Genomic DNA, 13,020 nt, shown 5'->3' on the forward strand with positions numbered 1-13,020 from the left:
CAGGAGCCCATCGTCCCGGGCCGGCGGTCGCCACCGGCCCGGATCGGCACATCCGCCCACCCGCGGCGGTGGGGCGGTCAGCCGGCGCGGATCCCGGGCACGCCGGGCACCACCCGACCGGCGAGCACGACGCCCAGCAGGGCCAGCCCGGAGGTCACCGCGAGCGTGCCGGCGTAGCTGGCCGGCCCCGGGGCCGCGCCGGCGGCGAGCACCGCGCCGGTGAGCGCCAGCACGGTCGCCGCGAAGAGCGAGTCGCCCAGTTGCAGCGAGGAACTGTTGCGCCCCTGCTCGCCGGGCGCGGACAGCTCCAACGTCAACACCGACAGCGACGGGTAGAGCAACCCCATGCCGAGGCCGGCGGCGGCCCAGCCGAGCACGCCCACCCAGACCGGCACGGCCGGCGCGACGGCGAGCGTGACCACTGCCGTACCGGCCGCGATGCACGTCAGTCCCGCCCTCGGCAGGGTGGCCCGGGAGCGCGGGGCCGGCATCCGACCCTGCAACCAGGAACCGGCCGACCAGGCGAGCGCGCCGGTGGTCAGGACCAGGCCGGCGGCGGTCGGGGACAGCCCGCGCTCCCGGGAGAGCACCAGCGGGATCACCACCTCGGCGCCGACGAACGCCGCCGAGGCGAGGCCGCGCAGCCCGACCACCGTCGGCAGGCCCCGGCCGGCGCGCAGGAACCCGGCCGGCAGCAGCCGGGGCGCGCAGACCAGCAGCCCCGCCAGCGCCAGGGCCACCAACCCGACGGCGGTGGCGCCGCGCTGCTGCCCCCCGATGTGCAACAGTGCGGCGCTCACCCCCGCCCCGCAGGCCCAGCCGATCCGGGCCGCCGCGCCGGACGGCAGCCCGGTCGCCGTGGTCGCCCCGACCGCCCGCAGACCGGGGTGGATCAGCAGCACCGCCGGCACCGCCACCGCCGGCACCGCCAGGAAGACCCAGCGCCAGCCGAGATGCTCCACGATCAGGCCGGCCAGCGCCGGCCCGACCAGGGACGGTACGACCCACGCGGCGGCGAACGCCGCGAAGATCCGCCGGTGCAGCGCCTCCGGGTACGCCTGCCCGACGATCACGTACAGCGCCACGGAGAGCAGCCCGGAGCCGAAGCCCTGCACGATCCGGCCGGCCACCAGGACGCCCATGCTCGTGGCGCTGCCGGCGAGCACCAGCCCCAGCACGAACCAGACGAGCCCGTGCCACATCGGGACCCGGGGGCCCCGGGAGTCGCACCAGATGCCGGAGGCGACCATGGCGAGCACCCCGGCGGCGAACGGTCCCCCGAAGGCGATCCCGTAGAGGGCCAGCCCGTCGAGACTGCGGGCGACGGACGGCATGGCAGTGCCCACCGCCAGCGCCTCGAACGCGAGCAGCGAGATCAGCGCCACGCTGCCCACCGTCATCGCCCGCAGCCGGGGTGCGAAGAGCCCCGCCTCCTCGACGTCCGGGGCGACGGGCGCCACCGTGTCGGTCACCTCCGGCCCGCCGGGCGCGGCAGGCACAGCGGTCGGTGGCCGGGGCGGGCCCGTGGGTACGGCGTACCCGCCTCGGCGCCGAGCAGTTCGATCAGCATGGGGTCAGCCTGGGACCTCAATCCGGGTTGAGGTCAAGGGTGACCCGCCTCTCTCCGGCCCTCCGAGGCCGACGGACACCCTCGGACACGACGGCCGCGCGGGAGAAACCTCCGCCGCCCGGGGGCATAACCGACCACCCACCGGGAAGCCAGGCCGCCGGAGCGCAGGCGTGGGAGGCGTGATGGCGTACGGCGGGAGCAGCGGTGGCGAGGGGCCTGACCGGCGCCTGTCCGGTCGTACGCCTCGATGATCTCCCTGGGCCGCGCGGCCGGCCGGCTCCTTCCGGCGGTCCCGGTGCCGCCGGTCGTCGGTGAGGCGTCCCGGAACGTCGGCGCCGTCGCCGCCCGGCTCGCCCGGGTCGCGGGGCTGAGCCGACGCCGGGTCTGGTCCCGCCCCGGCCGACACCACATCGAGGTGCTCGGGGTCTGCCAGGACGGCGGTGACGTCCTCGCGCGGCAGGTCGAGGCGGCGCTGGAGCGGATGTCCGGCGTCGAGTGGGCCCGGGTCAACGCCCCGTCCGGCCGGGTGGTCGTCGCCGTCGGTACGCCGGAGCCCGCCCTGCGCGACCTCATCGCGACCGTCGCCCGCACCGAACGCACCTGCCCCCACGAGCCGGACCAGGGGATCCCGCCGCCGCACCCGCCCGAGGAGGGGCCCCGCACGCCGCGCACCCTCGGCGGGCTGGCCTCCGACGCCCTGGGCCTGACCCTCTCCGCCGCCACCCGGATCCTGCCGTTCACGCCGGTGCCCGGGGAGGTCGCCGGGCTGCTCGGCGCGGTCGACCTGCACCCGAGGCTGCACGCGCTGGCGGACCGCGGGCTGCGCGCCGACCCCCGGGCCGAACTGCTGTTCCCGCTCGCCGAGGCGGTGGTGCAGGGCCTGACGGGTAGCTGGACCGGGCTCGTGCTCGACGGTGCGCACCGGGTGGTGCAGTGGGGCGAGGCGCGCGCCCAGCTCCACGCGTGGGCACGGGCCGAACCTCGGCTGACCGGGCATCCGGAGCGGGCCGCCGCCCCCGTGTCGAAGATCGAGCGCCCCCGGCCGAAGCCGGACGGCCCCGTCGAGAGGTACGTGTCCCGGACGCTCGACGCGGGCGCCGTCGCGGCGGCCGCCGCGACACCGGTCGTGGGTGGAAAGCGGGCCGCCGCGCTGGGCCTCTCCACGCTGCCCAAGGCTCCTGGCAGCGGACGCGAGGGTTATGCCGCGCGGCTCGGCCTGATCCTCGCCCGGCGCGGGGTCATCGCGATGGACCGCAGCGTGCTGCGCGAACTGGACCGGATCGACACCCTGGTGCTGGACGCCGCCGTGCTCAGCTCCGACCGGGGAGTGCTGGCGGACCTGGCGCCGCTGGCGGGGGCGGACACCGGTCGGGTGGCGGCACGCGCGTTCGCCCTCTTCGACCCCGCCGCGCCCCGGGAGCCACGGCACGCCGACGGCTGGCGGCTCGGACCGCTGGACGCGCTGGACGTCGAGAATCCGGGCGACACCGCCGACAGCCGGCGGCTGCGCGACGCGGGCGGACTGCTGCTCGGCCTGGCCGACGGCGGCACCCTCGCCGCCGTGCTGCGGGTCGAACCGGAGCCGGCGCCGGGCGTCGACGCCCTGCCGGCCGCCGCCCGCCAGGCCGGCCTGCGGCTGGTCGTGGCCGGCGACGACGAGCAGCGGTACGGCTTCGCCGACGCCCACCTGCCGGGCCGCGACCGGCTGGTTGAGTCGGTGCGTGACCTGCAACGCGACGGGGCGATGGTGATGGTGGTCTCCGCCGACCGCGCCGCGCTCGGCGCCGCCGACTGCGGACTGGGGCTCAGCGGCCCCGAGGAGCTGCCGCCCTGGGGGGCGCACCTGCTGGTCGGCGCCGACCTGCGGGTCGCGGCACTGCTCATCGAGGCGGCGGGGGTGGCCCGCCGGATGGCCCGGCAGAACATCGGCCTGGCCATGGCCGGCACCGGCCTCGGCGCGCTGAACGCGCTCACCGCCCCCCGCGCGCGGCTGCCCGGACGCGCCGTCGTGGCCGTGAACGGGGCGGCCGCGCTGGCCTTCGCGCACGGCGTACTGCGGGCGCAGCGGCTGCCCGACCGGACGGACGGCCCGACCCCGGCGGTCACCGCCTGGCACCTGATGCCGTCCCCGACCGTGCTCGACCACCTCGACACCGGCCCCGACGGGCTCACCACCGCCGAGGCCGAGCGCCGCCGGGGCGACCGGAGCGTACGACCCGACGGACCGACGGGGCTGCTGCGCGCCTTCGTCGACGAGCTGGCCAACCCGCTGACCCCCGTACTGGCCGCCGGGGCGGTGCTCTCGGCCACCTTCGGCTCGCCCGTCGACGCCGCCCTGGTCGGCGGCGTGGTCGGCGGGTCCGCGCTGCTCGGGGCGGTGCACCAGCACAACACCGAACGGTCGCTGGCCGAGCTGCTGTCCCGCTCGGCGGTCACCGCCCGCGTACGCCGCGACGGGACGGAACGGACGCTGCCGGCCGAGGAACTGGTGCCCGGGGACGTCGTCCTGCTCGAATCGGGCGACGCCGTACCGGCCGACTGCCGGGTGCTGGAGTCGGCCGGGTTGGAGATGGACGAGTCCTCGCTCACCGGCGAGTCGCTGCCGGTCGGCAAGACCGACCAGCCGGTGGTCGCCGCCGCCGTCGCCGACCGGCGCTCGATGCTCTACGAGGGCACCAGCGTCGCCGCCGGAAACGGGACGGCGGTGGTGGTCGCGACCGGTGCGGACACCGAGGCGGGACGGAGCCTCGCGATGGCCCGGCAGGCCCCGCCGTCGAGCGGCGTGGAGGCGCGGCTGGGCCGGTTGACCCGCGCGGCGATCCCGCTGGCCGCCGGCTCGGCGGTGGCGGTGGCCGGCGCGGGGCTGCTGCGTGGCGTACCGCTGGCCCAGACCGCCGCGACCGCCGCGAACCTGGCCGTCGCGTCCGTGCCGGAAGGGCTGCCGTTCCTGGTCAGCGCCGCGCAGCTGGCCGCCGCGCGGCGGCTGGCGGAGCACGGCGCGCTGGTCCGCAACCCACGCACCATCGAGGCGCTCGGGCGGGTGGACGTGCTCTGCTTCGACAAGACCGGCACCCTCACCGAGGGCCGGCTGCTGCTCGCCGGGGTCGGCGACGACGGCCGGTACGCACCCGTCGACCGGCTCGACGACGCCCTGCGGGACACCCTCGCGGCGGCGCTGCGCGCCACCCCCGGCGCCGACGAACCCCACGACCTGGCCCAGCAGACCGACCGCGCGGTCCGCTCCGGCGCCCAGGCGGCGGGCGTGACCGAGCAGACCGGCGCCGGGGGATGGGAGCCGGTCGACGGGCTGCCGTTCGAGCCGTCCCGGGGCTACCACGCCACCGTCGGCCGGGCCGGGGACCGGCTGCTGCTCAGCGTGAAGGGTGCCCCGGAGTCGGTGCTGCCCCGGTGCTCCGGCCGGCGTACGCCCGGCGGCGAGGACGAGCCGCTCGACGACGAGGGGCGCGCCGGGCTGCACGCCATGCTCGCCGACCGGGCGGGGGCGGGGCACCGGATCCTCGCCGTGGCCGAGTGCCGGGTCTCCTCGCCCGACGTCACGGACGGGCAGGTGCGCGACCTGACCTTCGTCGGCTTCCTGGCCCTCGCCGACGGGGTACGCGAGAGCGCCGCGCCCGCCGTGCGCCGCATCCGCCAGGCCGGCGTGCACACCATCATGATCACCGGTGACCATCCGGCGACCGCCGAGGCGATCGCGGCCACCATCAGCGACCACGAGGACCAGCGGGTCGTCACCGCGACGGAACTCGACCAGCTCGACGACGAGGCCCTCGGCGCGCGGCTCGCCGCCACGGACGTGGTGGCCCGGTGCACCCCGGCGCACAAGGTCCGGATCATCCAGGCGCTGCGCGCGTGCGGGCGTACGGTCGCGATGACCGGCGACGGCGCCAACGACGCCGCGGCGATCCGGCTGGCCGACGTGGGCATCGCCCTCGGTCAGCGGGGCACCCCGGCCGCCCGGGCGGCGGCCGACGTGGTGGTCACCGACGACCGGCTGGAGACCATCATCGCCACCCTGGTCGAGGGCCGGGCGATGTGGTCCTCGGTACGCCACGCGCTCAGCATCCTGGTCGGCGGGAACCTCGGCGAGATCGCGTTCAGCGTGCTGACCGCCGCCGCCACGGGCCGCTCGGCCCTCACCGGCCGGCAACTGCTCCTGGTCAACCTGCTCACCGACCTGGCACCGGCCCTGGCGATCGCGATCCGCCCACCCGCGGCGGACCACGCCGAAAGCCTGCTCCGGGAGGGACCCGACACCTCGCTGGGCGAGCCGATGACCCGGGAGATCGGGCTGCGCGCCGCAGCCACGACGCTGGGCGCCACCGCCGGCTGGACGCTGGCCCGCTACACGGGGCGACGCCGGCGGGCGGGCACCGTCGCGCTGGTCTCGCTGGTCGGCACCCAGCTCGGGCAGACGCTGCTGGCCGGCGGCACCAGCCCGGCCGTACTGGCCTCCACCGCCGCGTCGCTCGGGGTGCTGACGGTGGTGGTCCAGACGCCCGGGGTCAGCCACTTCTTCGGCTGCACGCCCCTCGGCCCGGTCGGCTGGACCATCGCGACGGGCTCCGCGCTCGGCGCCACCTTCGCGAACGGCGCGCTCACCCGCCTCGTGGAGCGCCTGCCCGGGTCCGGCGCGGACGGCGAACCGGCGTGACCGCGCCCGGCGTCCGCAGGCGACCAGCACGCCGCGGCCCCGGCCGGAATGGGCCCGCCGGTCACGGGTAGGGCTACCGGTGGAGGTGCACATGTCGACGACGCAGCCCGAGGTCACGTTCATCGGCACCGCCACCACGGTGCTGCGGATCGGCGGGTTCACCCTGCTCACCGACCCGAACTTCCTGCACCGGGGCCAGCGCGCGTACCTGGGCAAGGGGCTCTGGTCGCGCCGGCGCACCGACCCGGCGCTGCGGATCGCCCAGCTGCCGTCGCTGGACGCGGTCGTCCTCTCCCACCTGCACGGCGACCACTTCGACCGCGTGGCCCGCCGGGAACTCGACCGGGAGCTGCCGATCGTCACCACCCCCGCCGCCGAGCGCAAGCTGCGCCGCTGGGGCTTCCGGGCCGCCGAAGGGCTGCCCACCTGGAACTCCCGGGAGCTGCGTCGCGACGGCGAGACGCTACGCCTGACCTCGATGCCGGGCAGGCACGGGCCCGGCGCGCTGGACCTGCTGCTGCCCGACGTGATGGGCACGATGATCGACCTGGAGCGCGACGGCAGCCGCCGGTTCCGCCTCTACGTCACCGGCGACACGCTCAACCGGCCGATGCTGGCCGACATCCCCGAGCGGTACCCGGACATCGACGCGATGCTGATCCACCTCGGCGGCACCCGGATCGCCGGGCTCCTGCTCACCATGGACGCGCGGCAGGGCGCCGACCTCGTCGAGCTGATCCGGCCGAAGCTCACCGTGCCGATCCACTACGACGACTATCCGGTGTTCCGCTCGCCGCTGGGCCACTTCGTGGCGGAGGTACGGCGGCGCGGCCTCGCCGGGAGCGTCCGCACCGTCGCCCGCGGCGAGACCGTCCCGCTGACCCCGCCCGGCTGAGCCGACGACCCGCCCGATCCCCGCCGGGCGGGCGGACCCGCGTACGCCGATCGCCGCCTCCCGGCCGGGCCGGAGGGCGGCGATCGGTCGTGACGCGCGGTCAGACGCGCTCGGAGATGGCCTCGATGAGGTCACCCACCGGGCGCTCGGGCAGGGAGCGGGCCACGTCGGCGACGGCCACGATGCCGACGAGCTCGTGCCCGTCGATCACCGGCAGCCGGCGTACCTTGTGCTGGCTCATGGTCCGCAGGATCTCCGCCGCGTCGTCGTCGGCGCCGATCGTCACCGCCTCGCCCTGGGCGAGCTCACCGGCGGTGACCCGGGCCGGGTCGCGGCCCTCGGCGAGGACCTTGACCACGATGTCGCGGTCGGTCAGCATGCCCTTGAGCCGGTTGTCGTCCCCGCAGATCGGCAGCGAGCCGACACCCAACTGGGCCATCTGCTTCGCGGCCGTCCTGAGGTCGTCCTGCTCACGGATGCAGGTCACGTCGTTCGTCATGATCTCGCGTGCGGTCGGCATTGGCTGACACCTCACTTCCAGGGGGTCGTTGCCGTTCCTCCTACCCCCGTCCTCCCGGCCCATGCACACTGGAGGAACCGCCGGCACCGACAGCCGACGTTGCACGGCGTCGCAACCCGTGGGGAGCCGGCGTCGCCTGACGCCGGGTGCCCGCGCCCGCCTCACGCCGCCGGGTGCCAGGTGGCGGCGGCGCGGCGCAGCCGGTCGTTGACCGCGCGGCCGACGCCCACCTCGGGAACCGGCTCGACCAGGATCTCGGCGACCCCGGCGGCGTCCAGCTCGTGCAGCGCGTCGAACAGCCGCGCGGCGGCCTCGGTCAGGTCACCGGCGGCCGAGAGCACCTCCACCGCCGCCCAGTCGCCCGCCGGCCGGTCCCGGAAGGCCAGGAAGCCGCGCCGGACCCCGTCGGCCGCCGGCGGCTCGCCGCCCGACGCCAGCCGCAGCGGCGTACGCGGGGCGTAGTGCGCCGCCAGCGTGCCGGGCGCGACGGGCTGCCCCGAGCTGCCCGGGCGTACGGTCACCGGGCCCACGGCCTCCTCCAGCGCCTCCACGGGCAACGCGCCGAGGCGCAGCACCACCGGCCGCCCGTCCCGGGCGTCCACGATCGTCGACTCGATGCCGCACCGCGTCGGCCCCCCGTCGAGCACCACGTCGACGGCGGCGCCCAGCCCCCGCACCACGTGCTCCGCCCGCGTCGGGCTGAGCTGGCCGAACCGGTTCGCGCTCGGCGCCGCCACCGGCACCCCTGCCTCGGCGATCAGCGCCCGCGCGTACGCGTTGTCGGGCACGCGGACCGCCATCGTCGGCAGCCCGGACGTGACGATCGGCGGGATCGCCGCCGGCCGGTCCACGATCAACGTGAGCGGCCCGGGCCAGAAGCGCTCGGTCAACGCCGCCACCGCCGCCGGCACCGCACCCACCAGTTTCTCCAGCTCGGCGGCGTCGGCGAGGTGGGTGATCAGCGGGTCGAAGCTGGGGCGCGCCTTCGCCTCGAAGATCCGGGCGGCGGCCCGGGCGTCCAGCGCGTTCGCGCCCAGCCCGTAGACGGTCTCGGTGGGGAAGGCCACCAGCCCGCCGGTACGCAGGACGGAGGCCGCCTCGGCGATGCCGCTGTCGGCCGGGAGCACGCGTGGGGATCCGGTGGTCACACCTGCGACGCTAACCTGCCGGGGCGGGCGGCTCGTGGGCGGCCGTGCGGGTCCGTGCCCGGCGGGCGGTGGCAGCGCCCGGCCGTGACCGGACGTACCGCCGGCCAGCCTGGTGACGGGCCGCGAGGCGACGGTGCATCGACAGTGGTGACACCCGTTCCGGTACGCGAGGATGGCACCATGCTTCGTACCCCTCGGGCTCTCCTGCTGGACTTCGGCGGCGTCCTGGCCGACGCGCCACCCCAACCGCCGGCCCCGCCGGGGCTGGTGCGGCGCCTCGCCGAGCTCGTCGACGGCGCGGTGCCCCACGAGCAGATCGCCCGGGACCTGGGCGAGGGCGCGCGGGCATACTCCCTGTGGCGCGACGACGTGGGCAGGGCCGGCGATCCCACCGAGCTGCCGCACGCCCAGGTGTGGGCCGACTTCGTGACCCGGTCCTGGCCGCGGGAGGCCCGCGACGCCGTCGAGCGCGAGGCGACCCCGCTGGCGTACGCCTGGACCTGGCGCCAGGAGTGGGCGGTGCGTCCCGGCATCGGCGAGGCGCTGCGCCACGCCGCCGACGCCGGCCTGCCGATGGCGGTCGTCAGCAACACGCTTTGCGGTGCCGCCCACCGGGACTTCCTCTCCGCCGCGGGGCTCTCCGGGCTGTTCAGGGCGGAGTTCTACAGCGACGAGGCCGGCCCCCGGAAGCCGAACCCGGAACTGGCGCTGCTGGCGTCCCGCGCCGTCGCGGTGCCGATCGGCGACTGCTGGTTCGTCGGCGACAGCGTGCACCGCGACATCGTGTGCGCCCGTCGCGCCGGTACGGGCGCCGCGATCCTCATGCGCTCGCCCCGCACCGACCGGGAACCGGCGCTCGCGGGCGTCGAACCGGACGCGCGGATCGAGGACGGCCACGGACTCCTCGCGCTGCTACGCGAGTACGCCGACGCCTGACCCTCTACAGGCCGATTCGCACCGGCCTGGGCGGGACGCCACCGGCGACCAGTGCCGCCAGCAGCTCGGCGAGGTCGCGTGGCCCGAACAGGTCGGACCCCCGGTAGGCGACGATGTCGGACAGGGGCCACCATCGGAATTCGCTGATGTTCTCGGCGGCCAGTTGCTCATCGGACATGGTGCCTCGCGGGATGAAGGCAGCGGTACGGACGAGGAAGTAGTCGTTGACCACGCCGTCGTAGCCTGGCAGGTGTCCGGGCACCACGAACTCCTGGTGCCACACGTGAGGTGGCTCGGCGTCCACGGCCAGCCCTACCTCTTCCTGCAGCTCGCGACGAAGGGCCGCAAGCGCTGTCTCGCCGCTCTCGACGCCTCCACCGGGCGCTGCCCAGACGAATCGTCCGGGCGGATCGGGAATGGAGTGTCGGCAAAGCAGGATGCGGTGGTCCTCCGTTAGGAGGATCGCGCGGACTGAGTGACGCAGTTTCGGTGACGGCACCTCGGCATTCTCGATGGCGCATCCCGTATGAGGCCGCCATTTCCATCGAGCGGCCGTGGCAGTTGCCGTCGACCAGTACCGTCCAAGCGCCAACCACTCACGGCACGGGGGAACCCTTTGACGAATTCCTTCAGCTCCCGGCGCATGCTCGCCTGGACCGCGCCCGTGGCGCTCGCGCTGACCGCGCTCGCCCCAGCCCTGCCAGCCCAGGCCGCGCCGAAACCCACGCCCACCGTCACCACCGGCCCGGTCGACAAGGACCTCAACGGCGACGGGGTGCCCGACCTGGTCGCTGTCGGCGGTCCGGGCACCGGTCTCGGCTCCGGCGTCTGGTCGGGGCTCGGCGTGAAGTCCCGCAAGACCGGCGTAGGCACCGGCCAGGTGCAGACCCCGGCCAGCAACGTCGGCCTGCGCGGCAACGGTGTCACCGGCAACGACTCCCCGGCCGACTTCGATGGCGCCCAGGTCATCACTGGGCGCTTCACCGGCGTCGACCACCAGGACTTCCTGTACTACTACCCGACCGGAACTTCCGCCGGTAACGGTGGCGTCATCCGCGGCGCTGGGGACGGCACGATGGCCAACCCTTACGGAAACCAGTTCTCGATCTTCTCCGACAATCTGATCGATGCCAACGGCAACAGCCCGCTGCAACTGGTGAACGCGTTCCAGGCTGACGGCGTCGACACCGGCATCCCGGATCTCCTCGGCATCGCCGGTGACGCCACCAACGGCTACCGGCTCGGCTACCACCCCAACTACTTCGCGCCGGGCCTCTACTACGGCGTCACCGGCCTGACCAATCCCACGCCGACCGGCGGGACCGACTGGCAGAACTGGAGCCTCGCCAGCACCGAGACCGCCTCAGGGATTGCGCTCTTCCTGCGCAATGCCGGCACCGGTGACCTGTACCTGTGGACCGGAGTCACCATGGTCGACAACGGCGACGGCACCGGCACGCTGACCCACACCCAGTACCAGGTGGCGGCAAGCTGGAACACCGGCGTCACGATCAGCACCCTGCAGGCCGCCGACATCGACGCCGACGGCACCCCGGACCTGTGGACCGTGCTGCCGGACGGCACCTACCGGGCGTACCTGATCTCCGGCCTGTCCAACAGCGGCACCGCCACGGTCACCGCCACCCGCGCCCGACCGCTGGCCTGACTTCTGTGGGCCCATTGCCGGGCCGAAAAGATCCCCACCTGCGGAAACGCCGGTGGGGATCTTTTCGTACGCACGTTTGGCGCTACAAATGGCTGCACTCGGGACCGAGATCAACCAAGGAAAGTGCTGGTGGAGCCCAGGGGACTCGAACCCCTAACCCCTGCCTTGCAAAGGCAGTGCTCTGCCAGTTGAGCTAGGGCCCCGGGAGGCGGACGAATCCGCCGGTGCCGACAGTGCCGGCGGGGATCAGCGCAGGTCGGGCGCGGTCGTCGCCTCGTGCCACAGGGCGCGCTCGTCGTTGGAAGCCTTGACCTTCCTGGCCACCACGGCTGCCACACCGACGATGCCGGCAAGGATCAGAAGCTTCTTGAACATGGGCCCTACCCTCGCGCTCGACTGCCGTCGGACGATGTGCGGTGGGGCTAGCTGGAATCGAACCAGCGACCTCAGAGTTATCAGCTCTGCGCTCTAACCGACTGAGCTATAGCCCCGCGTGGCGACGAGCAAGGTTAACCCATCCGTCCGTCCGGCCCCAAATCGGGGGCCGCCGCGACGTCCGGGTGTTGCCGTCGCCTCTGAACCTACCGGAGGCCTGCCGCCCGGCCCAGCCGATTACGCCGTCCCTGCGGCGGGTCGACGCGCCCAGAATGCACGGAAGCCGGGGCGCCGCGCCTCGGCGGTGCCCCGGCTTCCGAGGTGGCTCAGTCGCGCTCGGCGAGGGTCAGCTCGATGCCGCCCACCAGGTCCGCGCAGACGTTGTAGACGAACGCCCCGAGCGTGGCGAGCGCCGTGAACAGCACGACGTTGACCAGGCCGATCAGCGCCGAGCTGAGGATCACGCCCTTGGCGGTGATCTGGAAGCCGCTGGTGCTCTGGCCGCCGCCGGCGCTGACCAGGTCGGTCAGGCTGTCGTTGACGCTGGTGAACACGCCCATCGCGTCGAGGGCCAGGTAGAGCACCGAGGTGGCCACCACCACGACGATGAAGAGCACCACCGAGACCGCGAACGCGAACTTCATGACGGACCAGGGGTCGATCCGCTTGAGGTTCAGCCGGGCCCGGCGCGGTCCGCGCGACGCGGCCGAGCTGACCGACGTACGCGCGGCGCGTACCGCGTCACCCACGCGCGCCGCCCCGACGGCTGCGGCGCCACTGATCCCCGGCGGCAGGCCACCACCGTTGGCGGGGCGACCGGCGCCGGTCGGGCGGGCGCCGTCCGACTGCGGCTTGGCGGTGCCCGTGACGCGGGGCTGCGTGCCGGTGGCGCCCGTGATCCGCGGCTGTGTGCCGGTGGTGCCGGTCGACTGGGCGGCACCGACCTTCAGCGGCTGTGTCGTCGTCGGTGTGGCGGCGGCCGGCTTGGTGGCGGGGGCCGGCTTGTCGACCCCCACGGCTTCCGTCCGGTCCGGGGCGTCCCCGTCCTCCGATGGCTTGTCCGGAGGCGGTGTCATTCCGGGAGCCCGGGTGAATTTCGGGGCAGGCGCGTCGGCGGGGACGGTTGCCCGACCCACGGCCGCGCGGCCGGTCGCTGGTGTGCCGCTCTTCGCGGCCTCCTCGTCGACCGGGGTGGCCGAGGTCCCCGTGTTCCCCGACTTCGCCTGTGTCTCCGTCAT

At 75.0% G+C, this 13,020-nt stretch carries 10 protein-coding genes and 2 tRNA genes; 4 read left to right on the forward strand and 8 right to left on the reverse strand.

Features of this window, described 5'->3' with window-relative positions:
• Positions 1-77: 77 nt before the first annotated feature.
• The gene (locus tag GA0070610_RS27800) at positions 78-1,472 is read right to left on the reverse strand and encodes an MFS transporter (RefSeq protein WP_089002772.1); all 1,395 of its coding nucleotides are present in this window, start codon (positions 1,470-1,472) and stop codon (positions 78-80) included.
• 345 nt (positions 1,473-1,817) lie between these two features.
• On the opposite strand from GA0070610_RS27800, the gene GA0070610_RS27805 reads away from it, so the two are divergent.
• Together GA0070610_RS27805 and GA0070610_RS27810 are read left to right on the forward strand one after the other, a co-directional pair.
• Positions 1,818-6,242 (forward strand): cation-translocating P-type ATPase, encoded by a 4,425-nt coding sequence (locus tag GA0070610_RS27805; RefSeq protein ID WP_089002773.1) that lies wholly within the window; start codon positions 1,818-1,820, stop codon positions 6,240-6,242.
• 91 nt (positions 6,243-6,333) lie between these two features.
• The gene (locus GA0070610_RS27810) at positions 6,334-7,137 is read left to right on the forward strand and encodes an MBL fold metallo-hydrolase (RefSeq protein ID WP_089002774.1); all 804 of its coding nucleotides are present in this window, start codon (positions 6,334-6,336) and stop codon (positions 7,135-7,137) included.
• Positions 7,138-7,237: 100 nt separating this feature from the next.
• Here GA0070610_RS27810 and GA0070610_RS27815 read toward each other — a convergent pair whose 3' ends face one another.
• Both GA0070610_RS27815 and GA0070610_RS27820 read right to left on the reverse strand, forming a co-directional pair.
• A complete protein-coding gene (locus tag GA0070610_RS27815; protein WP_089002775.1) occupies positions 7,238-7,657 on the reverse strand; it encodes a CBS domain-containing protein in 420 nt (139 codons plus the stop codon).
• Between the two features lie 161 nt (positions 7,658-7,818).
• A complete protein-coding gene (locus tag GA0070610_RS27820) occupies positions 7,819-8,805 on the reverse strand; it encodes an L-threonylcarbamoyladenylate synthase (protein ID WP_089002776.1) in 987 nt (328 codons plus the stop codon).
• Positions 8,806-8,985: 180 nt separating this feature from the next.
• Here GA0070610_RS27820 and GA0070610_RS27825 point away from each other — a divergent pair, with 180 nt between their 5' ends.
• Positions 8,986-9,741 carry an HAD family hydrolase gene (locus GA0070610_RS27825; protein WP_089002777.1) on the forward strand — a complete coding sequence of 252 codons (756 nt, stop codon included), beginning with the start codon at positions 8,986-8,988 and terminating at the stop codon, positions 9,739-9,741.
• 4 nt (positions 9,742-9,745) lie between these two features.
• Here the strand turns inward: GA0070610_RS27825 and GA0070610_RS27830 are convergent, their stop codons facing one another.
• Positions 9,746-10,240, reverse strand: a complete 495-nt coding sequence (locus GA0070610_RS27830) for an NUDIX domain-containing protein (protein WP_089002778.1) — start codon at positions 10,238-10,240, stop codon at positions 9,746-9,748.
• A 117-nt stretch (positions 10,241-10,357) separates the two neighbouring features.
• Between GA0070610_RS27830 and GA0070610_RS27835 the strand changes: the two genes are divergently transcribed.
• Entirely contained in the window at positions 10,358-11,407 is a 1,050-nt protein-coding gene (locus GA0070610_RS27835; protein WP_157747256.1) for a hypothetical protein, read from the forward strand.
• Positions 11,408-11,534: 127 nt separating this feature from the next.
• Here GA0070610_RS27835 and GA0070610_RS27840 read toward each other — a convergent pair.
• The 4 genes from GA0070610_RS27840 to GA0070610_RS27850 all read right to left on the reverse strand — a co-directional run bounded on the left by GA0070610_RS27840 (position 11,535) and on the right by GA0070610_RS27850 (position 13,020).
• Positions 11,535-11,610: transfer RNA gene (locus GA0070610_RS27840), tRNA-Ala, on the reverse strand.
• A gap of 43 nt (positions 11,611-11,653) precedes the next feature.
• Positions 11,654-11,782, reverse strand: coding sequence for a DLW-39 family protein (locus GA0070610_RS31615; RefSeq protein WP_231920970.1), 129 nt, complete (start codon positions 11,780-11,782; stop codon positions 11,654-11,656).
• A 42-nt stretch (positions 11,783-11,824) separates the two neighbouring features.
• A tRNA-Ile gene (locus GA0070610_RS27845) sits at positions 11,825-11,898 on the reverse strand.
• 210 nt (positions 11,899-12,108) lie between these two features.
• Positions 12,109-13,020 (reverse strand): DUF3566 domain-containing protein, encoded by a 912-nt coding sequence (locus GA0070610_RS27850; RefSeq protein WP_089002780.1) that lies wholly within the window; start codon positions 13,018-13,020, stop codon positions 12,109-12,111.

This window comes from Micromonospora echinofusca, assembly GCF_900091445.1.
Lineage (GTDB): Bacteria > Actinomycetota > Actinomycetes > Mycobacteriales > Micromonosporaceae > Micromonospora > Micromonospora echinofusca.

Bases quoted from the DNA above. Each gene is read 5' to 3' on its own strand.
- GA0070610_RS27810 (WP_089002774.1), top strand. From the start codon at position 6,334: ATGTCGACGACGCAGCCCGAGGTCACGTTCATCGGCACCGCCACCACG.
- GA0070610_RS27850 (WP_089002780.1), bottom strand. From the start codon at position 13,020: ATGACGGAGACACAGGCGAAGTCGGGGAACACGGGGACCTCGGCCACC.
- GA0070610_RS31615 (WP_231920970.1), bottom strand. From the start codon at position 11,782: ATGTTCAAGAAGCTTCTGATCCTTGCCGGCATCGTCGGTGTGGCAGCC.
- GA0070610_RS27805 (WP_089002773.1), top strand. From the start codon at position 1,818: ATGATCTCCCTGGGCCGCGCGGCCGGCCGGCTCCTTCCGGCGGTCCCG.
- GA0070610_RS27825 (WP_089002777.1), top strand. From the start codon at position 8,986: ATGCTTCGTACCCCTCGGGCTCTCCTGCTGGACTTCGGCGGCGTCCTG.
- GA0070610_RS27815 (WP_089002775.1), bottom strand. From the start codon at position 7,657: ATGCCGACCGCACGCGAGATCATGACGAACGACGTGACCTGCATCCGT.